This window comes from Burkholderia sp. 567, from assembly GCF_040545115.1.
GTDB classification, from domain to species: Bacteria; Pseudomonadota; Gammaproteobacteria; order Burkholderiales; family Burkholderiaceae; genus Burkholderia; species Burkholderia ambifaria.
Genome location: NZ_JBEPLG010000015.1, coordinates 58,251 through 80,731, shown reverse-complemented (window position 1 = coordinate 80,731; position 22,481 = coordinate 58,251). Strand labels below are relative to the sequence as shown.

The 22,481-nt window shown below is 68.2% G+C and carries 20 protein-coding genes and 1 riboswitch; of the genes, 17 read left to right on the top strand and 3 right to left on the bottom strand.

Translation table 11 applies throughout. From position 1 onward, the window contains the following. Positions 1-17 precede the first annotated feature (17 nt). The 14 genes from cheY to metF all read left to right on the top strand — a co-directional run bounded on the left by cheY (position 18) and on the right by metF (position 14,736). On the top strand, positions 18-413 hold the full coding sequence (gene cheY, locus ABIC50_RS31495; protein WP_006754880.1) for a chemotaxis response regulator CheY: 396 nt from the start codon (positions 18-20) through the stop codon (positions 411-413). Position 414: 1 nt separating this feature from the next. Further along, positions 415-1,146, top strand: a complete 732-nt coding sequence (gene cheZ / locus ABIC50_RS31490) for a protein phosphatase CheZ (RefSeq protein ID WP_006754879.1) — start codon at positions 415-417, stop codon at positions 1,144-1,146. A gap of 307 nt (positions 1,147-1,453) precedes the next feature. Continuing rightward, entirely contained in the window at positions 1,454-1,957 is a 504-nt protein-coding gene (locus tag ABIC50_RS31485) for a DUF2844 domain-containing protein (RefSeq protein WP_175657344.1), read from the top strand. 16 nt (positions 1,958-1,973) lie between these two features. Continuing rightward, positions 1,974-3,203 (top strand): DUF3443 domain-containing protein, encoded by a 1,230-nt coding sequence (locus ABIC50_RS31480; RefSeq protein ID WP_354168676.1) that lies wholly within the window; start codon positions 1,974-1,976, stop codon positions 3,201-3,203. Between the two features lie 162 nt (positions 3,204-3,365). After that, complete coding sequence (locus ABIC50_RS31475; protein WP_011655690.1) at positions 3,366-3,863, top strand: VOC family protein; 498 nt, start codon at positions 3,366-3,368, stop codon at positions 3,861-3,863. Between the two features lie 361 nt (positions 3,864-4,224). Continuing rightward, positions 4,225-4,605, top strand: a complete 381-nt coding sequence (locus ABIC50_RS31470) for a DUF805 domain-containing protein (protein WP_011655691.1) — start codon at positions 4,225-4,227, stop codon at positions 4,603-4,605. A gap of 411 nt (positions 4,606-5,016) precedes the next feature. Then, positions 5,017-6,216, top strand: coding sequence for a flagellar biosynthesis protein FlhB (flhB, locus tag ABIC50_RS31465; protein ID WP_126226971.1), 1,200 nt, complete (start codon positions 5,017-5,019; stop codon positions 6,214-6,216). Beyond that, positions 6,213-8,315, top strand: coding sequence for a flagellar biosynthesis protein FlhA (flhA, locus tag ABIC50_RS31460; protein WP_175723758.1), 2,103 nt, complete (start codon positions 6,213-6,215; stop codon positions 8,313-8,315). Before flhB ends, flhA begins: the two co-directional genes overlap by 4 nt. Next, positions 8,312-10,042, top strand: coding sequence for a flagellar biosynthesis GTPase FlhF (flhF, locus tag ABIC50_RS31455; RefSeq protein ID WP_354168674.1), 1,731 nt, complete (start codon positions 8,312-8,314; stop codon positions 10,040-10,042). The genes flhA and flhF overlap by 4 nt, the downstream gene beginning before the upstream one ends. After that, positions 10,035-10,853: a nucleotide-binding protein gene (locus tag ABIC50_RS31450; protein ID WP_354168672.1), complete on the top strand. Its 819-nt coding sequence runs from the start codon at positions 10,035-10,037 to the stop codon at positions 10,851-10,853. The genes flhF and ABIC50_RS31450 overlap by 8 nt, the downstream gene beginning before the upstream one ends. A 14-nt stretch (positions 10,854-10,867) precedes the next feature. Beyond that, a complete protein-coding gene (locus ABIC50_RS31445; protein WP_006760814.1) occupies positions 10,868-11,602 on the top strand; it encodes an RNA polymerase sigma factor FliA in 735 nt (244 codons plus the stop codon). 201 nt (positions 11,603-11,803) lie between these two features. Further along, a riboswitch (S-adenosyl-L-homocysteine riboswitch) is annotated at positions 11,804-11,919 on the top strand. Positions 11,920-11,953: 34 nt separating this feature from the next. Further along, positions 11,954-13,372: an adenosylhomocysteinase gene (ahcY, locus tag ABIC50_RS31440; RefSeq protein WP_011655697.1), complete on the top strand. Its 1,419-nt coding sequence runs from the start codon at positions 11,954-11,956 to the stop codon at positions 13,370-13,372. Between the two features lie 155 nt (positions 13,373-13,527). Beyond that, the gene (locus tag ABIC50_RS31435) at positions 13,528-13,881 is read left to right on the top strand and encodes a phage holin family protein (RefSeq protein ID WP_006477367.1); all 354 of its coding nucleotides are present in this window, start codon (positions 13,528-13,530) and stop codon (positions 13,879-13,881) included. Positions 13,882-13,905: 24 nt separating this feature from the next. After that, positions 13,906-14,736, top strand: a complete 831-nt coding sequence (gene metF / locus ABIC50_RS31430; protein ID WP_354168670.1) for a methylenetetrahydrofolate reductase [NAD(P)H] — start codon at positions 13,906-13,908, stop codon at positions 14,734-14,736. Between the two features lie 108 nt (positions 14,737-14,844). Here metF and ABIC50_RS31425 read toward each other — a convergent pair whose 3' ends face one another. Both ABIC50_RS31425 and ABIC50_RS31420 read right to left on the bottom strand, forming a co-directional pair. After that, positions 14,845-16,323, bottom strand: a complete 1,479-nt coding sequence (locus tag ABIC50_RS31425) for an amidase (protein ID WP_354168668.1) — start codon at positions 16,321-16,323, stop codon at positions 14,845-14,847. Positions 16,324-16,403: 80 nt separating this feature from the next. Continuing rightward, complete coding sequence (locus ABIC50_RS31420) at positions 16,404-17,096, bottom strand: dienelactone hydrolase family protein (protein ID WP_175715779.1); 693 nt, start codon at positions 17,094-17,096, stop codon at positions 16,404-16,406. Between the two features lie 282 nt (positions 17,097-17,378). Between ABIC50_RS31420 and ABIC50_RS31415 the strand changes: the two genes are divergently transcribed. Next, positions 17,379-18,458, top strand: coding sequence for an NAD(P)H-dependent flavin oxidoreductase (locus tag ABIC50_RS31415; protein WP_354168666.1), 1,080 nt, complete (start codon positions 17,379-17,381; stop codon positions 18,456-18,458). A 451-nt stretch (positions 18,459-18,909) separates the two neighbouring features. Then, on the top strand, positions 18,910-20,052 hold the full coding sequence (locus tag ABIC50_RS31410) for a branched-chain amino acid ABC transporter substrate-binding protein (RefSeq protein WP_011655702.1): 1,143 nt from the start codon (positions 18,910-18,912) through the stop codon (positions 20,050-20,052). A gap of 119 nt (positions 20,053-20,171) precedes the next feature. On the opposite strand, the gene ABIC50_RS31405 is transcribed toward ABIC50_RS31410, so the two are convergent. Next, a complete protein-coding gene (locus ABIC50_RS31405) occupies positions 20,172-21,386 on the bottom strand; it encodes an MFS transporter (protein WP_354168664.1) in 1,215 nt (404 codons plus the stop codon). Between the two features lie 267 nt (positions 21,387-21,653). Between ABIC50_RS31405 and ABIC50_RS31400 the strand changes: the two genes are divergently transcribed. Next, complete coding sequence (locus ABIC50_RS31400; protein WP_354168662.1) at positions 21,654-22,313, top strand: HugZ family pyridoxamine 5'-phosphate oxidase; 660 nt, start codon at positions 21,654-21,656, stop codon at positions 22,311-22,313. The last annotated feature ends 168 nt before the right edge of the window (positions 22,314-22,481 follow it).

Here is a 22,481-nt window from a genome sequence, read left to right as displayed (position 1 = left end):
TCTGGAAAGGAACGACGATGGACAAGAGCATGAAAATCCTGGTGGTGGACGATTTCCCGACGATGCGCCGGATCGTCCGCAACCTGCTCAAGGAACTGGGCTACACGAACGTCGACGAAGCCGAGGACGGCGCGGCCGGCCTCGCGCGGCTGCGCGGCGGCGGCTTCGACTTCGTGATCTCCGACTGGAACATGCCGAACCTCGACGGCCTCGCGATGCTGAAGGAAATTCGCGCGGACGCGACGCTCACGCACCTGCCGGTGCTGATGGTCACGGCCGAGTCGAAGAAGGAGAACATCATCGCGGCCGCGCAGGCGGGCGCGAGCGGCTATGTCGTGAAGCCGTTCACGGCCGCGACGCTCGACGAGAAGCTGAACAAGATCATCGACAAGATGGCGAAGGCCGGGAGCTGACGTGAACCAGCCGATCCATGCAGCGCTCGCCAGCGCGGCGTTCAGCGCCGACAGCCACGCCGAAGGCGCCGATTTCGCGAGCGACCGGATCCTCGCGCGCATCGGCCAGGTCACGCGCGCGCTGCGCGACTCGATGCGCGAACTGGGGCTCGACAAGCACGTCGAGCGCGCGGCGGAAGCCGTGCCCGATGCGCGCGACCGGCTGCGCTACGTCGCGACGATGACCGAGCAGGCGGCCGAGCGCGTGCTGAACGCGATCGAGATCGCGAAGCCGGTGCAGGAACGCATCCAGAACGAGGCCGAGGCGCTCGACGCGCGCTGGACGCAGTGGTACGCGGCGCCGATCGAGCACGCGGAAGTGCGCGAGCTGATGGACGACACGCGCACGTTCCTGCACGCGCTGCCCGACGCGACGTCGGCGACCAGCGCGCAGCTGCTGGAGATCATGCTCGCGCAGGACTTCCAGGACCTGACCGGGCAGGTGATCAAGAAGATCATGGACATGGTCTACCTGATCGAGCAGCAGCTGCTCACCGTGCTCGTCGAGAACATCGCGCCCGAGCGGCGCGAGCAGTTCGCGGCGACCGCGGCCGCGCTCGCGGCCGAGCAGATCAGCGCGACCGGCAGCCCCGAGTCGCTGCTGAACGGGCCGCAGATCGCACCGGAAGGCAAGTCAGACGTCGTGCAGGACCAGGGGCAGGTCGACGACCTGCTCGCAAGCCTCGGCTTCTGAGGCGGCCCCGCGGCTTCTGATCGCATCGGCGCCGCTCCCTGTCGTGGAGCGGCCCGACGTGCGTGGCTTTCGCCGGTTTCCCCCCCACCGGCCGGGAGCGGGGCCGGCGCGCCCGTCGTGCGCTTCGTGCCCCTTCGTGCCCTTCGTGCCCTTCGTGCCGCGACGATTTGACACTCCGGCGCACTCCGCAGGCATACTACGCGTCAGCAGTAACGACGCGTCATTTTTACGACTTTCATATGTTGGCCGGTGGCGCCGAGCCTGATGGGGCCCGCCGGCCACGAAGCCAGTCCCTTTGGGGGGGAACGTGAAGCTGAAACGCTTGGGCTGGGCCGCCGCGCACGCGACGGCTGCAATGGGTGTGCTGTGGAGCGTCCACGCACACGCCGAACTGGGCGGCGCGCCGATGTCGCCGCCGGCGGACGATCACGCCGCCACCGTGCGCGCGATGCAGCGCGCGATGCGCTCGGCCGACGGCGCGCAGGCGAACACGGCCGCCTACACCGTCCGCGAGATCACGCTCGGATCGGGCACCGTCATTCGCGAATACACGAGCGCCGCGGGCACCGTGTTCGGCCTTGCCTGGCGCGGGCCGAGCATGCCGGACCTCGCGTCGCTGCTCGGCAGCTATTTCCCGCAGTACACCGCCGGCGTCCAGGCCGCGCACGCGGCGCGCGGCTGGCGCGCGCCCGTGTCCGTCGATACGAGCGGGCTCGTGATCCGCACCGGCGGCCACATGGGCGCCTTCGCGGGCCAGGCGTGGCTGCCGGCCGCGCTGCCTGCCGGCCTGTCCGGCACCGACATCCAGTGACAGCGGGAGAGCGATCTTGAGAATTCCTCGTACCTTCAAGCGCTGGGTCGGCGTGCTGGGCCTGGCGGCTGCCACGGCCCTGCTCGTGACCGCATGCGGCGGCGGCGACGACAACAACGGCGGTAGCGGCGGCGGCAACGTATCGGACGGCAACACCGCGAACACGGCCGTGATCACGGTCAACAGCGGCGTCGCGCAAGTGATCAACATCCCGACCGTCAACGTGAAGATCTGCGCGCCGGGCACGTCGAACTGCCAGGTGGTCAACAACGTGCTCGTCGACACCGCGTCGTACGGGCTGCGGCTGGTCGGCAGCGCCGTGGGCGTGTTGAACAACCTGCCGCAGGTGACGAGCGGCGGCGCGCCGGTCGCCGAATGCGGGAAGTTCGTGTCGAGCTACACGTGGGGCACGGTGCGTACCGTCGACCTGACGATCGGCTCCGAGCACGCGGCTTCGCTGCCGGTGCAGATCATCGGCGACCTCGGCACGAGCAACGTACCGAGCTCGTGCACGAACGGCGGCGCGTCGGCCAACACGGCGCGCGACCTCGGCGCGAACGGCATCCTCGGCATCGGGCCGGCGCCGGTCGATTGCGGCATCAACTGCGCGACGTTGACGTCGGCGACGTACAACAACTACTACGCGTGCCCGAACGGCAATTCGAGCTGCACGGTGGCGCTGGTGCCGGTGGCGCAGCAGGTGGCCAACCCGGTCCATCGCTTCGCGACCGACAACAACGGCGTGATCGTGCAGATGCCGAACATCTCGAACAGCGGGCAGGGCAGCGCGACGGGCCTGCTGACGTTCGGGATCGGCACGCAGAGCAACAACGCGCTCGGGGCATCGACGGTGTTGACGTCGACGACGACGGGCGACGTGAGCGCGACGTTCCTCGGCAACAGCGCGACCGCGTTCTTCGATACCGGGTCGAACGCGTACTTCTTCGACGATTCGTCGCAGAGGAAGTGCTCGACCAATACGCAGTTCTATTGCCCGACCTCGTCGACCACCTATACGGCGACGCTGACCGGCAGGAACGGTGCGTCGGGCGGCGTGTCGATGCCCGTCGTGAATGCCGATGCGGTGTTCGCGAACGCGTCGACGTTCGCGTTCAACGACATCGCCGGCCCGTTCGGCCTGGCCGGCTGGCTCGATCTCGGCATGCCGCACTTCTACGGCAAGACGATCTACTTCGGGATGGACAAGACGTCGACCGGCGGGCAGCAGCCTTACGTCGCGTTCTGAGCGCGCACGAACGGCGGCAGCAAGAGGGGGCGAGCGATCGCCCCCTTTTTTTGATTCCGCGGGGGCGGGCGGACTACGTACCGGGCGGCCGCGCCACGCCGGCATAGCGCCTACGATATAAGACCGGCATCGGTGCCGGCACGACATCGAGGAGACAGCGCCATGAGTCAGCGCATTCAACGCATCACGCCGTTTCTGTGGTTCGACCAGGACGCCGAGGCGGCCGCCCGCTTCTACGTGTCGGTGTTCGACGACGCACGGATCCTGCACGTCGCCCGCTACGGCAAATCGGGCGCGCAGGCGTCGGGCCAGGCCGAGGGCACGGTGATGACGGTGTCGTTCGAACTCGACGGGCAGGCGTTTCTTGCGCTAAACGGTGGCCCGGTGTTTCCGCTCACGCCGGCCGTGTCGTTCGTCGTCAATTGCCGCGACCAGCAGGAGATCGACCGCTACTGGGCGGCGCTGGCCGAAGGCGGCGACGAGCGCGCGCAGCAGTGCGGCTGGCTGCGCGACCGCTTCGGCGTGTCGTGGCAGGTGGTGCCCGTGCAGATGGCCGAGTTGATGACGGGCGACCCGGCCCGCGCCGAACGCGTGATGGCGCAGGTGATGAAGATGAAGAAGCTCGATCTCGATGCGCTGCAGCAGGCGGCGGCCGGCTAGCGCGAACGCCGGCCGGGAGGCGGTATTTTCGATGCGGGCATGCGATGCACGAAGCGATTCCCGGCCGGCCGGTAAATCGGTCGTCATCTGAGCGGTTCGATTATCGATCGTGATCCATTTCATCCTGGCGTAATCAATTCATGGATTATCCGGCTGATATTTTTGTCGGCGCGTTGCGATTATAAAAATGGCGTGACATGCATGCGGCGGTCCGGCGCGTCGTTGCTGTGGCTGCCCTGCGCCACGATGGCAGTCACCACGGCGATCGTCACGCGAAAAGAGATGCGACGTGTCGAAATTCAAACTTATAATGCCCCCGTTGTTTCCGGGGTCGTCGATTAAAAAACAGGAGGGCAATAAGATGAATTTCACCGAAGCCATTCGTTCCGTATTCAATCAGTATGCGAAATTCGAAGGCCGCGCACGCCGCGCCGAATACTGGTATTTCGCGCTGCTCACCGGCGTCGTGTCGATCGCCTGCCAACTGCTCGCCGCCGCCGGCCGCGAAAGCGGCGCGGTTCCGCTGCTGCTGGCGATCGTCGCGCTGGTCGTGTCGCTCGCGCTCGTGCTGCCGAGCCTCGCGGTCACCGTGCGCCGCCTGCACGATACGGGCCGCTCGGGCTGGTTTCTGCTGATCGCGTTCATTCCGCTCATCGGCGGGATCCTGCTGCTCGTGTGGATGTGCTCGCGCGGCACGAATGGGCCGAACCGCTTCGGCACGGATCCGATTCCGGCGATCTGAGCGTTGCCCGCCCCGACGCGCGGCCGTCGCGTCGGGGGCGGGCCGATAGTTCACCGTCTCACCGACTCCCTGCCTCACCATCTCATCCGCCTCACGGCCTCATCCGCCTCACGGCCTCATCCGCCTCACCGCTTCACCGCCTCATCCATCTCATCCGCCTCACCACCTCCCCCGCTTCACCACCTCCCCCGCTTCACCACACCCCCCGCTTCACCACACCCCCCGCACACGCGTTTCCCCCACCATCCTCCGCCCGCCACACCCACCCGCCGCCTCTCCCCGCACCGCCGCGCCCGATTCCCCGAAATACCCCCCTTTCCCGGCTTTGCTCGACCGATCGGCGTTTGACCCGCGCATGAATAATCGGTGTCACTGGAAAGCGGCATTTCGCCGTACCCGACTGGAGGCCACGTGGCAGACGAGAGCGATCTCGACAGAACCGAAGCCGCCACTCCGAGGCGCCGCGAAAAGGCGCGCGAGGAGGGGCAGGTCGCGCGTTCGCGCGAGCTGGCTTCGTTCGCGCTGCTCGCGGCCGGCTTCTACGGCGCGTGGCTGCTCGCGGCTCCGTCGGGCGCTCATCTCCAGGCCATGCTGCGCGGCGCGTTCGCGTTCGACCGCGCCACCGCGTTCGACACGCACCGGATGCTGTCGGCGGCCGGCAGCGCGAGCATCGAAGGGCTCGCCGCGCTGCTGCCGATCCTCGCGCTCACCGGCCTTGCCGCGCTGCTCGCGCCGATGGCGCTCGGCGGCTGGCTGATCTCGCAGAAGACCTTCGAGCTGAAGTTCGACCGCCTGAACCCGATCTCGGGCCTCGGCCGCATCTTCTCGATCCAGGGGCCGATCCAGCTCGGGATGTCGCTCGCGAAGACTTTGGTCGTCGGCGGGATCGGCGGCATCGCGATCTGGCGCAGCAAGGACGAGCTGCTCGGTCTCGCGACCCAGCCGCTCGGCTCGGCGGTTGCCGATGCGATGCATCTGGTCGCCGTGTGCTGCGGCACGACGGTCGCCGGGATGCTGGTGGTCGCCGCGCTCGACGTGCCTTACCAAATCTGGCAGTACAACAAGAAGTTGCGCATGACGAAGGAAGAAGTGAAGCGCGAGCATCGCGAGAACGAAGGCGATCCGCACGTGAAGGGCCGCATCCGCCAGCAGCAGCGCGCGATCGCGCGGCGCCGGATGATGGCCGCCGTGCCTAAGGCCGACGTGGTCGTCACGAACCCGACGCACTTCGCCGTCGCGCTGCAATACACGGACGGCGAGATGCGCGCGCCGAAGGTCGTCGCGAAGGGCGTGAATCTCGTCGCCGCGCGCATCCGCGAACTCGCGGCCGAGCACAACGTGCCGCTGCTCGAAGCGCCGCCGCTCGCGCGTGCGTTGTATCACAACGTCGAAATCGAACGCGAGATTCCCGGCTCGCTGTACTCGGCCGTCGCCGAGGTGCTCGCGTGGGTGTATCAGTTGCGACGCTTCCGCTCGGAAGGCGGCGCGTTCCCGGCCGCGCCGGTCGATCTCGAGGTGCCGGCCGACCTCGACAAGGGGACGTCGGTATCGGCCGACGACGCGCGTGAAGAAGCCGAGGACACGCTCGGCACGCAAGGGAACGCAGCATGAGCACCCCGACCACCGGCCTGTTCGCCAAACGCACGAACCCGTTCGCGGGCGCCAACCTGCGCGGGCTCGCGGGCCCCGTCCTCATCTGCATGATCCTGGGGATGATGATCCTGCCGCTGCCGCCGCTGCTGCTGGATCTGCTGTTCACCTTCAACATCGCGCTGTCGGTGATGGTGCTGCTCGTCAGCATGTACACGATGAAGCCGCTCGACTTCGCGGCGTTCCCGAGCGTGCTGCTGTTCTCCACGCTGTTGCGCCTGTCGCTGAACGTCGCGTCGACGCGCGTCGTGCTGCTCGAGGGCCACACCGGCCCCGACGCGGCCGGCCAGGTGATCGAGGCGTTCGGCCACTTCCTCGTCGGCGGCAACTTCGCGGTCGGCATCGTCGTGTTCGTGATCCTGATGATCATCAACTTCATGGTGATCACGAAGGGCGCTGGGCGGATCGCGGAAGTGTCCGCGCGCTTCACGCTCGACGCGATGCCCGGCAAGCAGATGGCGATCGACGCCGACCTGAACGCGGGCCTCATCAACGAAGAGCAGGCACGCAAGCGCCGCCTGGCCGTGTCGCAGGAAGCCGAGTTCTACGGGTCGATGGACGGCGCGTCGAAGTTCGTGCGCGGCGACGCGATCGCGGGCCTGATCATCATGGCGATCAACGTGATCGGCGGGCTGATCGTCGGGATGGTGCAGCACGACATGAGCTTCGCGGCGGCCGGCACCAACTACACGCTGCTGACGATCGGCGACGGCCTCGTCGCACAGATCCCGTCGCTCGTGATCTCGACGGCGGCCGGCGTGATCGTGTCGCGCGTGGCGACCGACGAGGACATCGGCACGCAGATCACCGGCCAGCTGTTCACGAACCCGCGCGTGCTGAACATCACCGGCGCGATCATCGTGCTGATGGGGCTGATCCCGGGCATGCCGCATTTCGCGTTCCTCGCGCTCGGCGCCGGCGCGATCTGGCTGGCCCGCACGCAGAGCCGCCGCGCGGCGGCCCGCCTCGCCGCCGGCGACGTGACCGAGGTCGCGCCGCCCGCCGCGTTGCCGGGCGACAGCCACGAGGCGACCTGGGACGACGTGCAGCTGATCGACCCGCTCGGCCTCGAAGTCGGCTACCGGCTGATTCCGCTCGTCGACAAGAACAGCGACGGCGAACTGCTCAAGCGCATCAAGAGCATCCGCAAGAAGTTCGCGCAGGAAATCGGCTTCCTGCCGCCGGTGATCCATATCCGCGACAACCTCGAGCTGCGGCCGAACGCGTACCGGATCGCGCTGAAGGGCGTGGAGATCGGCGCGGGCGAAGTGTTCCCGGGCCAGTGGCTCGCGATCAACCCGGGCCAGGTGACGGCCGCGCTGCCGGGCGCCGCGACGCAGGACCCGGCGTTCGGGCTGCCGGCCGTGTGGATCGACGTCGCGATGCGCGAGCAGGCGCAGGTGTACGGCTACACGGTGGTCGATGCGAGCACGGTCGTCGCGACGCACCTGAACCATCTGGTCGTCCAGCACGCGGCCGAACTGCTCGGCCGCCAGGAAGTGCAGGCGCTCGTCGAGCGTACCGGCAAGGATGCGCCGTCGCTCGTCGAGGACCTCGTGCCGAAGACGATCTCGCTCACGACCTTGCAGAAAGTGCTGCAGAACCTGCTCGAGGAAGGCGTGCCGATCCGCGACATGCGCACGATCCTCGAGGCCGTGTCCGAACACGCCGGCCGCGGCGATGCGTACGAGATCACCGCCGCGGTGCGGCTGTCGCTCGGCCGCGCGATCACGCAGCAGTGGTATCCGGGCGCGGGCGAGATGCAGGTGATGGGCCTCGATTCGAATCTGGAGCGCGTGCTGTCGCAGGCGCTCGCCACCGGCGCGAACCCGGGCCTCGAGCCCGGCCTCGCGCACAACCTTCTGACCGGCACGCAACAGGCGATGCTGCGTCAACAGAATCTCGGGCTGCCGCCCGTGCTGCTGGTGCAGCACGCGCTGCGCGCGATGCTCGCGCGTTTCCTGCGCCGCAGCCTGCCGCAACTGAAAGTGCTGTCGTACGCCGAAGTGCCGGACACACGCACGATCAAAGTCGTTAACGTCATCGGGGGTTCCGCTTGAACATTCGCAAATTCACTGGCGCGACCAGCCGCGACGCGCTTCGCCTCGTGCGAGAGGCCCTGGGCGCCGACGCCGTCGTGCTGTCGAACCGCACGCTCGATGACGGCAGCGTCGAAATCGTCGCACTCGCCGACTCGGACCTCGCCGCGGTCACGCCGCCGGCCGCCGCGCGCCCGCGCACCGTCGCATCGCGCGCACCGGAATCCGTGCCGGCCGCGGCCGTCCCGGGCATCGTGTCGCGCCCGGGCGCCGCGCTCGCGCGCCCGGCCGTGAATCCGTATGCAGCCGGCGACGGCGGGCTGCCGGACGTGTTCTCGTCGGTGTTCGGCGCAAGCGCCGAAGCGACGGAACCGGCCGCCTTCGATGCTGACGCACACGCAACGGACGCGGCAGCGTCGTCGCCGGCAGCGTCGTCCGAACCCGCGCCGTGGCTCGTCGAGCACGCGAAGCGCCTGACGCAGCAGCGCGAAGCGCTGATCGCCCGCGCGCAGGCGGCATCGGCCGCGCCGCAGGCACCGGCTCCGGCGCGCATGCAGCAGGACGCGGCAGCCGCGACGCCGGCCGGCTGGGCGCGCGACATCGTGCGCAACGCCGAACGCCGGATCCCGTCCGCGGCCGCTGGCGTCCGCGCAAGCGATACGAATGAAACGAACGCCGCGAAGCCGGCCGAACGCACGCGCCTGTCGGCCGAAGCGGCCGCCGTGGTAGCCGACGCGGTGAAGGCGCGCATCGAGAGCATCGTCAACGACACGGTGATGCACGAGCTCGGCGCGATGCGCGGGATGATGGAAGAGCAGTTCGACAGTCTGATGTGGCACGACCGCCAGCGCCGCAGCCCGGTGCACGGCGCGCTGACCAAGCACCTGTTCTCGGCCGGCTTCTCCGCGCAGCTGGTGCGCATGATGGTCGACAACCTGCCGTCCGGCGACGGCGCGCAGACCTTCGAGCAGGCCGCCGAATGGGCGCAGTCGGTGCTCGCGGCGAACCTGCCGGTGCTCGAGAACGAAGACGCGCTGATGGAGCGCGGCGGCGTGTTCGCGCTGATGGGGCCGACCGGTGTCGGCAAGACGACCACCACCGCGAAGCTCGCGGCGCGCTGCGTGATGCGCTTCGGCGCGAGCAAGGTCGCGCTGCTGACCACCGACAGCTACCGGATCGGCGGCCATGAGCAGCTGCGCATCTTCGGCAAGATCCTCGGCGTGCCCGTGCACGCGGTGAAGGATGCGGGCGACCTCGAGCTCGCGCTGTCCGAGCTGCGCAACAAGCACATCGTGCTGATCGACACGATCGGCATGAGCCAGCGCGATCGCGCGCTGTCCGACCAGATCGCGATGCTGCACGGCGCGAACGCGCCGGTGCAGCGCCTGCTGCTGCTCAACGCGACGAGCCACGGCGACACGCTCAACGAAGTCGTCCAGGCCTACCGCAGCGCGGCCGAGTATCCCGATCTCGCCGGCTGCATCCTGACGAAGCTCGACGAGGCGACCCACCTCGGCGGCGTACTCGACACCGTGATCCGCTACAAGCTGCCCATTCACTACGTGTCGACTGGCCAGAAGGTGCCGGAGAACCTGTACGTCGCGTCGACCAAATTCCTGCTGAAGAGCGCGTTCTGTGTGCCGCGCGACGGTTCGCCCTTCGTGCCCGAGGACGAGGACATGCCGACGCTGCTTTCCGCACTGACCGCCCGTTCCACCGCCGATCTGCACGAGGTGCGATTTGGATAAACGGATCATCGACCAGGCAGAAGGGCTGCGGCGCCTGCTGGCCGGGCGCGCGTCGCGCATCGTCGCGGTGACGGGCGGGCCGGCGGGTGTCGGCTGCACGACCACCATCGTGAACGTCGCGGCGGCGCTCGCCGCGCTCGGCAAGGACGTGCTCGTCGTCGACGAGCGTGCCGACGTGCATTCGGCCTCGGCGACGCTGGCGGGCGCATGGCTGCGCGACGGCGAGCGCACGCGCGTCGCCGCCGGGTTCGGCCTGTGCGCGGCCGCGGGGTTCGCGCGCGACGGCTACAGCGACACGCAATTGAGCGACTTCATCGACGGCCAGGCCGACATCGTGCTGGTCGACGCGCAGCTCGGCGCGGACGGCGCGTTCTCCGCGCTCGCGCGCGAGGCGCACGACGTGCTGATCGTCACGCGGGTGGCCGCGCAGGCGATCACCGAGGCGTACGCGTGCATGAAGCGGCTGCATTTCGCGCACGCGGTCGCGCAGTTCCGCGTGCTGACCAATCACGTCGGCAGCCACGCCGACGCCAGGACCGCATTCGACAACCTCGCGGGCGTCGCGAGCCGCTACCTGACGGTGTCGATCGCCGACGCCGGCTGCGTGAGCGCCGATCCGCTCGCCGAGCATGCGCGCGACCTGATGCATACGGTGGTCGACGCGTTCCCGTCGTCGGCGGCCGCGCGCGATTACCGGCAGATTGCCGCCGATTTGCTGTACTGGCCGATGCGCCCGAGTACCGGTGCGGGGCGTGCCGTGCATGCGGGCGGCAAGCCGTCGTACGAGGCGGGAGCGGCCCACGCCGCGTGAGGAAGGAGAGAGCCATGATGTACAACGCTCAAGGCAAGATGACCCAGGCCGACGTGCTCGCGCAATACGCGCCGCTCGTGCGGCGCCTGGGGCTGCAGCTCGTCGCGAAGATGCCGGCGAGCGTCGACCTCGACGACCTGATCCAGGCCGGCATGATCGGGCTGATGGACGCGGCCGGCCGCTACAAGGAAGACCAGGGCGCGCAGTTCGAGACCTACGCGACGCAGCGTATCCGCGGCGCGATGCTCGACGAGCTGCGCAGCAACGACTGGCTGCCGCGCAGCCTGCGCAAGACGTCGCGCGAGGTCGAGTACGCGGTGCACCAGGTCGAGCAGCAGCTCGGCCGCTCGGCGAGCGAGACCGAGATCGCCGAGCACCTGAAGATGCCGCTCGACGAATACCAGGGGATGCTGCAGGACCTGCACGGCAGCCAGCTCATCTACTACGAGGATTTCGACCGCGCGGCCGACGACGAGCCGTTCCTCGACCGCTATCGCGTCGATCACGCCGATCCGTTGTCGGCGCTGCTCGACGACCACCTGCGCGAGGCGCTCGTCGACGCGATCGACCGGCTGCCCGAGCGCGAGAAGCTGCTGATGTCGCTGTACTACGAGCGCGGGCTGAACCTGCGCGAGATCGGCGCGGTGCTCGAGGTGAGCGAGTCGCGCGTGTGCCAGCTGCACAGCCAGGCCGTCGCACGCCTGCGCGCGCGGTTGCGCGAACAGGCGTGGGTCGGCGCGGAGAATTGAACGTGCGGACGGCGGGGGCGCGGCAGGTCATTCGCCCCGGCAGGTCCTCCGTCGGAGGCTGGCAACTCGATTGCCGCGCAATCCGCCCGCGCCCGTCTCAGTCTCAATAAAAGGGCGCGCTTCGGCCAGCGCGTCGCCGCATAGGCCATCCAACGGTCCGACACAAGAAATTTTCGTCGCGATTTGCTACAATCCCTCCCGTTTTCCGAGGAGCGTTGCGACGGACCTTCTGCGTCCGCCAGGCTCGGAAAGCATCACCAAGCAGCCGTGCGGCGAGATTCGCGCCGGCCCCGCTTCCTGAACGGCGCTCACGTCACCAATTTCTAGAACTTTTTTAGAAAGGAGGGCGTGATGAACGCCATTATCGATTCGCAAGCTTCCAAGGATTACGTCGTCGCCGACATGGCGCTTGCCGGCTGGGGCCGCAAGGAACTGAACATCGCCGAGACCGAAATGCCCGGCCTCGTGCAGATCCGCGACGAATACAAGGCGCAGCAGCCGCTGAAGGGCGCGCGCATCGCGGGCTCGCTGCACATGACGATCCAGACCGGCGTGCTGATCGAGACGCTGAAGGCGCTCGGCGCCGATGTCCGCTGGGCGTCGTGCAACATCTTCTCGACCCAGGATCACGCCGCTGCCGCGATCGTCGAAGCCGGCACGCCGGTGTTCGCGTTCAAGGGCGAGTCGCTCGACGAATACTGGGAATTCTCGCACCGCATCTTCGAATGGCCGAACGGCGAATTCGCGAACATGATCCTGGACGACGGCGGCGACGCAACGCTGCTGCTGATCCTCGGCGCGAAGGCCGAGAAGGATCGTTCGGTGATCGCGAAGCCGACCAACGAGGAAGAAGTCGCGCTGTACAAGTCGATCGCGAAGCACCTCGACGCCGACCCGACCTGGTACTCGACGCGCCTCGCGCACATCAAGGGCGTGACCGAAGAAACCACGACCGGCGTGCACCGCCTGTACCAGATGGAAAAGGACGGCCGCCTGCCGTTCCCGGCGTTCAACGTGAACGACTCGGTCACGAAGTCGAAGTTCGACAACCTGTACGGCTGCCGTGAATCGCTCGTCGACGGCATCAAGCGCGCGACCGACGTGATGATCGCGGGCAAGGTCGCGGTCGTCGCGGGCTACGGCGACGTGGGCAAGGGCTGCGCGCAGTCGCTGCGCGGCCTGGGCGCCACCGTGTGGATCACCGAAATCGATCCGATCTGCGCGCTGCAGGCGGCGATGGAAGGCTACCGCGTCGTGACGATGGAATACGCGGCCGACAAGGCCGACATCTTCGTGACGGCGACCGGCAACTACCACGTGATCAACCACGATCACATGAAGGCGATGCGCCACAACGCGATCGTCTGCAACATCGGTCACTTCGACTCGGAAATCGACGTCGCGTCGACGCGCCAGTACCAGTGGGAAAACATCAAGCCGCAGGTCGACCACATCATCTTCCCGGACGGCAAGCGCGTGATCCTGCTGGCCGAAGGCCGCCTGGTGAACCTCGGCTGCGCGACCGGCCACCCGTCGTTCGTGATGTCGAACTCGTTCGCGAACCAGACGCTCGCGCAGATCGAGCTGTTCGTGCGCGGCGCCGAGTACGAGAACAAGGTGTACGTGCTGCCGAAGCATCTCGATGAAAAGGTCGCGCGCCTGCACCTCGCGCGCATCGGCGCGAACCTGTCCGTGCTGACGGACGAGCAGGCTTCGTACATCGGCGTGCAGAAGGACGGCCCGTTCAAGCCGAACCACTACCGCTACTGATGCGCCGCCGCCGTGCCGTGCGCGTCCCGCTTCGGGCGTGCGCGGCATCGCGGCATGGTGCCGGATCGCCGGCCGTCGCGCCGTGCCCGCGGGCACGCGGGGCGGCCGGCGGCGGCCACTGACCGTACAGATCGACAATCGAACCGGAGCCCTCCATGAGCGTCATCCTCACCTGGGTCATCAACGCCCTCGCGCTGCTGATCATCACGTACCTCGTGCCGTCGATCCACATCAAGAGCTTCGGCACCGCGCTGATCATCGCGGTCGTGCTCGGCCTGATCAACACGGTGATCCGTCCGGTGCTGATCCTGCTGACGCTGCCCGTCACGATCGTCACGCTCGGGGTGTTTATCCTCGTCGTGAACGCGCTGTGCTTCTGGTTCGCGTCGTCGCTGCTCAAGGGGTTCGAGGTGTCGGGGTTCTGGTCCGCGTTCTTCGGTTCGATCCTGTACAGCATCGTGTCGTGGCTGCTGTCCGCGCTGATCTTCGGGCAGCGCGACATCGGCTGACGGCCGGGCCCACTCTTGCGAATCATGAAACCGATCGAACTCTCGTTTGAATTCTTCCCGCCGAAGACGGCGGAAGGCGTCGAGAAGCTGCGCGCGACGCGTGCGCAACTGCTGCCGCTGAAGCCGAAATTCGTCTCCGTGACGTTCGGCGCCGGCGGCTCGACGCAGCAGGGCACGCTCGACACCGTGCTCGACATGCAGAAGGACGGCCTCGAAGCCGCGCCGCACCTGTCGTGCATCGGCTCGTCGCGCGCCGACCTGCGCGCGATCCTCGACCAGTACCGCTCGCACGGCATCCGCCACATCGTCGCGCTGCGCGGCGACCTGCCGTCGGGGATGGGCGCGGTGGGCGAGCTGCGCTATGCGTCGGAGCTCGTCAGCTTCATCCGCGCCGAGCATGGCGACTGGTTCCACATCGAAGTCGCCGGCTATCCGGAGTACCACCCGCAAGCGCGAACGCCTGCGGCCGATCTCGAGAATTTCGCGCGCAAGGTGAAGGCCGGCGCGAATTCCGCGATCACGCAGTACTTCTTCAACGCCGACGCGTATTTCCGCTTCGTCGACGATGCGCGCAAGCTGGGTGTGGACGTGCCGATCGTGCCGGGCATCATGCCGATCACGAACTTCACGCAACTGATGCGCTTCTCGGAAATGTGCGGCGCGGAAGTGCCGCGCTGGGTCGCGCGCCGGCTCGAGAGCTTCGGCGACGATCGCGACGCGATCCGTGCGTTCGGCGCGGACGTCGTCACGAGCCTGTGCCAGCGCCTCGTCGATGCGGGCGTGCCGGGGCTGCACTTCTATACGCTGAACGCGGCGTCCGCGACGCGGACCATCTGCGAACGGCTCGCGATGTAAGCGCCATTGCGCGGTTGCATGCGATGAAACCCCGCCGGCCAAAACCGGCGGGTTTTTTTTCGCCATCGGCCGATGGCGGTGGCGATGGCAATGGCAATGGTGCTTGCGTCAGCGCTGCGCCTGCATCAACGGCGGGCGCCGGTCGAACCACGGCCGCGCCTGTTCGAGCTGGCGTGCAAGCTTCAGCAGCAATGCATCGTCGGTGTGACGCGCGACGAACTGCACGCCGATCGGTAGCCCGCGCGCATTCCAGTAGAGCGGCACCGACATCGCCGGCTGGCCCGTCAGGTTGAACAGCTCGGTGCAGCCGGCCCACGCGAATGCCTTCTCCGACGTCTTCGCCAGCATTTCCCGCAGCAGCGGCTTCACCGGCAGCGCGCCGAGCAGCTTCATCTGCGCGGCTTCGAACGGCGTCGGCTGCAGCGCGCCGATCCTGACCGGCGGCCCCGCGAGCGTCGCGCACAGGACCACGTCGTAGCGCGACACGAGGCCCGCGACCTGCACGGTGAGCTGGCGCTGCCATTCGAGTACGTCCTGCAGCCGCGCGCGGGCGATGCGCCGGCCGATCACGGCCATCGCCCACGTGGCCGGTTCGAATTCCGCGCGCTTCGGCGTGCGGCCGGTGATCGTGCGCGCGCCGAGCACCAGCTCCTCGGCGATCGTCGCCCAAAGCGTGAGAAAGGTCTCGGCCGCGCGCGCATAGTCGATGTGCAGCGTCGCCGGTTCGACGTGATGGCCGAGCGATTCGACGAGCGCAGCCGCGTCGTCGAGCGCGGCGCGCGTGTCGTCGTCGAGCGCCGGGGCGAGCATCGGGTCGGCGATGAGGCCGATCCGCAGCGGGCCGGGCGGCGTGTCGAGCGCGCCGAGAAAGGTGCCGGGCGCGCCGGGCGGCAGCGTCTGGCCGGTCGTCACGTCGAGCAGCAGCGCGCTGTCGCGCACGCTGCGCGACACCGCGTGCTGGACCACCAGCTCGCCGTTCGACGGCAGGTCGACCAGCACCGGGTTGCGGCTCGGCTTCAGGCCGAACAGCCCGCAGCACGACGCGGGGATCCGGATGGAGCCGCCGCCGTCGGACGCATGCGCGAGCGGCACGATGCCGGCCGCGACAGCGGCTGCCGCGCCGCCGCTCGAGCCGCCGGGCGTGTGATCGAGGTTCCACGGATTGCGGCACGCGCCGAACAGCTCGGGCTCGGTGTACGGCATCTGGCCGATTTCCGACGTGTTGGTCTTGCCGAACACGTTGAGCCCCGCCGCGCGGCTGCGCGCGATCAGCGGCGAATCGTCGGCGGGCACGAAGTAGCGGTAGTGCCGGCTGCCCATCGACAGCGGCAGCCCGGCGACCGCCGCGCCGAGATCCTTCACGAGATACGGGACGCCCGCGAACGGCGCGTCGGTGCCGGCGTCGACGGCCGACTCCGTGCGCCTGCGCGCGGCGTCGTAGTCCTGCAGCACGATCGCGTTGACCGCGCCGTTTACCGCTTCGGCCTGGCCGATCGCGGCATCGAGCAGCTCGCGCGGGCTCGCCTTGCGTTCGCGCACGAGTGCGGCGAGGCCGATCGCGTCATGCGCCAAGTAGTCCGAGTGCATCGCAGTCACCCCCGTTGTGACCTGTGGCGATGAAAGGAGGATAACGCGGGCCCGGCGTGCCGGGCCCGTTACCGGCCGCGTTACAGGTGCTCGGCGAGGAACGTCAGCGTGCGGCCGTGCGCGAGGGCCGCCGCGCGCTGGTTGTAGGACGCGCGGTCCGTGCAGTTGAAGCCGTGCTCGGCGCCCGGGTACACGTGGAACGACGCGTTGTCGCGGCCCGCGAACGCGCCCTTCACCTGTTCGACGGCGTCGAGCGGGATCCCGTGGTCGTTCTCCGCGTAGTGGAACAGGATCGGCTGCGTGACCTGGCCGGCGAGGTCGAGCGCATTCTGGATGCCGCCGCCGTAATAGGCGACTGCCGCATCGACCTTGCCCGTCGCGGCCGCGCGGTACGCGAGCTGGCCGCCGAAGCAGTAGCCGATCGCGGCGAGCTTGCCGGCGACTTCGGGGCGTGCGCGCAATGCGTCGGCGGCCGCGCCGATGTCCGCGACCGCGAGGCCGACGTCGGTCTTCTTCATCAGCTCGATGCCTTTGTCGCGATCGGCGCCTTCGTAGGTCAGCTCGACGCGCGGCTGCGTGCGCCAGAACACGTCCGGCGCGAGCGCGACGAAGCCGTCGGCCGCGTACTGATCGGCGACCGCGCGGATGTGCGCGTTCACGCCGAAGATCTCCTGGATGATGATGACAGCGGGGCCCTTGCCGCGCTTGGGCAGCGCGAGATAGCCGCCGAAGCTGTCGTTACCGGTCGGGATGTCGATCCATTGGGCAGTCACGTTTGAACTCCTGGCGAACGGGCGCGCGACAGGCGCGCCGCGGATGGAAAAAAGGGGCGGCCTAGTGTGCCACCAATCCTGTGGTGTTGCAGCGGGTGCAGGCGGGTGCGTGCCAAGTGTGTGCCGGCTCCTCGTGCTGCTTACAGCCGCGCCCGAACCCGCTTCTCGTGCAGCGATCGTTTCGATCTCGATTATTCATTTTTCGGCGCTGCGCGGCTTCGCTAGAGTCGACGTATCGGCTTTTACAAAGCGCTTTCGCGCATCGTCATCGAAGGATTCGCCATGTCCGCCCGTGCATTTTCCACCCCGTTTGCCGAACGCTTCGGCCTGCGCCTGCCGCTCCTGCAGGCGCCGATGGTCGGCGCCACCACGGCCGCGATGGTCGCGGCCGCGTCCAATGCCGGCGCGCTCGGCAGCCTCGGCGCCGGCGCGTTCGAGCCGGAGCGTCTCGCGACCGAAGTCGACGCGATTCGTGCGGCGACCGCGCGGCCGTTCGCCGTGAACCTGTTCGTGTTGTCCGAGGTCGCGCCCGATGCGGCGAGCGTCGCCCGCGCGCTCGCCGCGATCGATCCGCTGAATGCGGCGCTCGGGCTGCCGCCCGGCACCGCGCCCGCGCGCTACGCCCCCGACTTCCGGGCACAGCTCGATGCGCTCGTCGCGCTGCGGGTGCCGGTCGCGAGCTTCACGTTCGGCGTGCTCGACGCGGCCGACGTCGCGCGCCTGAAGGCGGCCGGCACCTACGTGATCGGCACCGCGACGCACGTCGCCGAAGGGCTCGCGTGGCAGGCGGCCGGCGCCGACGCGCTGTCCGCGCAGGGCGCCGAAGCCGGCGGCCATCGCGGCACCTTCATCGGCTCGGCCGACGATGCGCTGATCGGCACGCTCGCGCTGGTGCCGCAGCTCGTCGACGCGACCGGCCTGCCCGTGCTCGCCGCGGGCGGCATCATGGACGGCCGCGGGATCGCCGCGGCGCTCGCGCTCGGCGCGCAGGCCGCGCAACTCGGCACCGCGTTTCTGACGTGCGCGGAAAGCGCGATCGCGGCGGACTGGAAGGCGCGGCTGCTCGCGAGCGCCGATACGTCGACGCAGGTGACGCGCGCGATCACCGGGCGTCATGCGCGCGGATTGCGCAACACGCTGATGGCGCGGCTCGGCGAACGCGTGGCCGATGCCGCACCGTATCCGGTGCAGAACGCGCTGACCCAGCCGCTGCGCCAGGCCGCCGCGCGCGCGAACGACGGCGACTACCTGTCGCTGTGGGCCGGGCAGGGCGCGCCGCTCGCGCGGCGGCGCGACGCCGCGCTGACGACGTCGCAACTCGTCGACGCGCTCGACGCCGAATGGCGCGCAATCGTCGCATGAACGCGGCGTCGCGCCCGTGTGACCGCTTCGTGTCGGCGTGTCTGTCGCATGAAGAAACGCGCGTGCTGTCACGCGCGTTTCATTCAATGATCCCGGGCACAAAATACCGAATCGAAATGACCCGGGAATGCTTTAAATCGACCTTCCATCCGGCCGCCCGTAATTAGCGGAAACCCTTATCGGGCGGGGCTTGCGACGATATTCGAGCAGTCATTCCAAAGCACCGTATCGGTAGTGTTACCACTACCCCAAAAAAGTCCCACAAATTAATTTGATCACCTACACTTGCGCGCAAGTACGGACGGGGAGCCGCTAAAAGCGGTTGTCTTTACGTGCTTGATGCCAAGTGCATGAACGATGCAACCGGCGAATCGTCCAGTGATGCAAACACAGGGATGGCAGCGGGGCACCGGGCGATGGCGTTTTATTGGGACCGAAACTGGAGACTTACATGAATATCAAGATGCAAAAGCTGCTGCCGATCACCGCCGCGGCGATGCTGTGCGTTGCAGCTGCAAGCAACGCGGCCGCCGATCAAGTCGTCAAGATCGGCCACGTCGCGCCCTTGACGGGCGGCATTGCACACCTGGGGAAGGACAACGAAAACGGTGCACGTCTCGCAGTCGAGGAGATCAACGCCAAGGGTCTCACGGTCGGCGGCCAGAAAATCACGCTGCAACTCGATGCGCAGGATGACGCGGCCGACCCGCGCCAGGCCACGCAGGTTGCGCAGAAGCTCGTCGACGACAAGGTCGTCGCGGTGGTCGGCCACCTGAACTCGGGCACGTCGATCCCGGCCTCGAAGATCTACAGCGATGCGGGCATCGTGCAGATCTCGCCGTCGGCGACCAACCCGGCCTACACGCAGCAAGGCTTCAAGACCACGTACCGCGTGGTGGCGACCGATGCGCAGCAGGGCCCGGCACTCGCGAACTACGCGCACTCGAAGGGCATCAAGAGCGTCGCCGTGGTCGACGATTCGACCGCCTACGGCCAGGGTCTCGCGAACGAGTTCGAGAAGAAGGCGAAGGCGCTCGGCCTGAAGGTGATGTCGCACGACGCGACCAACGACAAGGCGGTCGACTTCCGCGCGATTCTGACCAAGATCAAGGGCGAGAATCCGGACGCGATCATGTACGGCGGCATGGACGCCACCGGCGGCCCGTTCGCGAAACAGGCGAAGCAGCTCGGCCTGCGCGCGAAGATCCTCGCGGGCGACGGCGTGTGCACGGAGAAGCTGGCCGACCTGGCCGGCGACGCGACCGACAACGTCGTGTGCTCGGAAGCCGGTGCATCGCTCGAGAAGATGCCGGGCGGCGGCGCGTTCAAGGCGAAGTACGAGAAGCGTTTCGGCCAGCCGATCCAGATCTACGCACCGTTCACGTATGACGCCGTGTACATCATCGCCGACGCGATGAAGCGCGCGAACTCGACGGACACGGCGAAGATCCTCGCGGCCATGCCGGCGACGAACTACACGGGCGTGATCGGCACGACGACCTTCGATTCGAAGGGCGACCTGCGGCACGGCGTGATCTCGCTGTACAACTACAAGAGCGGCAAGAAGACGCTGCTCGACGAAGTGAAGATGTAAGCTGACAAGCGGTCGACAGAAGGGGTGAAGGCGCGCCCGCGGCAACGCGGGCGCGCTTTCTTTTTGGCGGGTTCGCGGCGGGTGGTGTGCGCCGTGCCCCGTACCCTGTGCCTCATGCGCTAGATTTTCAGATGCGCGAGCACCTTCGGCGCGATCACCGCGACGAGCGCCGCGCACAGCGCGACGACCGCCAGGCCGACCGTCAGGTTCGCGGTTTGCGCGACCGCGCCGATCACGACCGGACCGAACAGCAGTCCGAAGTACGCGAGCCCGGCCACGTGCGCGAGACCTTCGGCCGCATGGATGCCTTTCACGCGCGCGGCGGCGGCGAACAGCACGGGCATCATGTTCGCGAGGCCGAGGCCCATCAGCGTGAAACCCGTCAGCACGGCGATCGGGTTCGGCAGCAGCAGCGCGCCGATCATCCCGGCGCACGCGAGCGACGCGCTCGCGAACACGAGTTGCGGCGCACCGAACCGCGCGCGCACCGCGTCGCCGGCGAAACGCGCGATCGCCATTCCGCCGGAGAACGCCGCATATGCGGCGCTTGCGAGCGCGGGGCTCGCCGCGACCACGTCGCGCATGTAGACCGTCGCCCAGTCGTACATCGCGCCTTCGGCGATCAGCGCAAGCAACGCGATGCCGCCGAGCATCCACAGCGCGGCCGAGCGCCAGCGGTTGCCGCCGCCGTGCGCGTGCTCGTGATGCGGGACGTGCGGGAGCACGGCCGGGATCGCGGCCAGCAGCACCGCCGCGTTGATGGCCGCCGCGAGCGCGAGATGCACGGCCGGCGCCATGCCGGCCGACAGCAGCGCGCCGCCGGCTGCCGCCCCCGACATCCCGCCGATGCTGAACATCCCGTGCAGCGACGACATGATCGGCTTGCCGAGCGCGATCTCGACCGCGCTCGCCTCGGCGTTCATCGCGACGTCGAGCGTCGCCATCGAGAAGCCGAACAGCGCGAGCACGACGAGCAGCATCCAGTAGTCGGGCACCACGAGGATCAGCGCCGCGCACGCGGACATCACGAGCCCGCCGACGAGGCACGCGGTGCGCGAGCCGACCCGCGCGATCCAGCGCGCGATCGTCAGCATCGCGGCGATCGAGCCGCCCGCGACCGCGAACAGCGCGATCGACAGCAGGCCGGGGCTCAGCGCGAACTTGTCGCGTACGGTCGGCACATGCACGCCCCACGACGCGTACATCATGCCGGCGGCGAAGAACAGCGCCATTGTGGCCGTGCGGGCGCGCTGGCGGACCGGCAAGGCCAGCGTGCGATGCGCGTCGGGTGGCGCGGCGAAGTCGGACGACGATCGGGAGGAGGACTCGGACATGGAACTCGCTTGAATGGACGACACGCGGGCGCGTCGCGCCCATCGGATTCGTCCGATTCTATCGAATCGCTTACGGTTTTGCCGGCGCGCTGGCCATTCGGCTGATCTCGGTCTTCGCCTGCGCAACCTGTATCAGCCATCCGGCCGATGCCCGGCCGGCCGCCGCCGCAGGTAACATCGATGCGCAGGCGGCGTGCGCCGAAGCTTGCCGGTGCTGCGCGCCTTCGCCATCCTTGCCGCCCAGTCCTTCCGACCGCAGGAGTCACCGTGAACATCGATCCAGCCCTTGCCCTGCACCTGCTGCACCGCTGCGCACTCGGCACGCTCGCAACCCACGCGCGCGACCCGCAAGGTTTTCCGTATCCGACGGTCGTGCCATTTGCCCCGGATGCGAATCATCGGCCCGTGATCCTGGTGAGCGGCCTCGCTGAGCACACGCGCAACCTCGCCGCCGATCCGCGCGCCGGCTTTCTCGTCGTCGACGCGCCGGACGGCGACGTGCTGAACGCCGAGCGCGCGACGCTGCTCGGCCGCTTCGTGCCGCTCGGCGACGATCCGCACGTCGCCGCGCGCTATACGCGCTACGAGCCCGACGCCGCGCGCTATCTCGCGCTCGGCGATTTCGCGTTCTGGGCGCTCGACATCGAGCGGCTGCGCTATATCGGCGGGTTCGGCCGGATGGGCTGGGTGGACGGCGCGGGCCTCGACGCACTGCCGCCGCTCGGATTCGACGACGAGCGGGCGTTGTGGGACGCGTACGAATCGAGCGGCGCGCGCCGCGACGGGCTCGACCTGCTCGGCGTCGACCGCCACGGCGCCGACTGGCGCTGCGACGGCCGCCGCGTCCGCACGCCTTTCGATCCGCTGCCGGGCGACGCCAGTGCGCTGCGCGAGCGGTTAATCGCATGCGCGGCGGATGTGACGTGACGCCGCGCATGCCGATTTGTCTGTATGGCGAACAACGCCATACGATTTACACAAACCTGTCGTGGGATGAAAGGTTTGATTTTCCAGAATGCAGGGTAATTGCGTATGTTGATAGCCCTATTACCGGAATCGGTAATGTCCTAATCTCTATGCAAGCGCATGAAAATT

Coding starts and splice junctions, on each gene's coding strand:
- flhA (WP_175723758.1), top strand. CDS start 6,213: ATGAGCACCCCGACCACCGGCCTGTTCGCCAAACGCACGAACCCGTTC.
- ABIC50_RS31405 (WP_354168664.1), bottom strand. CDS start 21,386: ATGTCCGAGTCCTCCTCCCGATCGTCGTCCGACTTCGCCGCGCCACCC.
- ABIC50_RS31475 (WP_011655690.1), top strand. CDS start 3,366: ATGAGTCAGCGCATTCAACGCATCACGCCGTTTCTGTGGTTCGACCAG.
- ABIC50_RS31470 (WP_011655691.1), top strand. CDS start 4,225: ATGAATTTCACCGAAGCCATTCGTTCCGTATTCAATCAGTATGCGAAA.
- ABIC50_RS31445 (WP_006760814.1), top strand. CDS start 10,868: ATGATGTACAACGCTCAAGGCAAGATGACCCAGGCCGACGTGCTCGCG.
- ABIC50_RS31410 (WP_011655702.1), top strand. CDS start 18,910: ATGAATATCAAGATGCAAAAGCTGCTGCCGATCACCGCCGCGGCGATG.
- cheY (WP_006754880.1), top strand. CDS start 18: ATGGACAAGAGCATGAAAATCCTGGTGGTGGACGATTTCCCGACGATG.
- ABIC50_RS31415 (WP_354168666.1), top strand. CDS start 17,379: ATGTCCGCCCGTGCATTTTCCACCCCGTTTGCCGAACGCTTCGGCCTG.
- metF (WP_354168670.1), top strand. CDS start 13,906: ATGAAACCGATCGAACTCTCGTTTGAATTCTTCCCGCCGAAGACGGCG.
- ABIC50_RS31435 (WP_006477367.1), top strand. CDS start 13,528: ATGAGCGTCATCCTCACCTGGGTCATCAACGCCCTCGCGCTGCTGATC.
- ahcY (WP_011655697.1), top strand. CDS start 11,954: ATGAACGCCATTATCGATTCGCAAGCTTCCAAGGATTACGTCGTCGCC.
- ABIC50_RS31425 (WP_354168668.1), bottom strand. CDS start 16,323: ATGCACTCGGACTACTTGGCGCATGACGCGATCGGCCTCGCCGCACTC.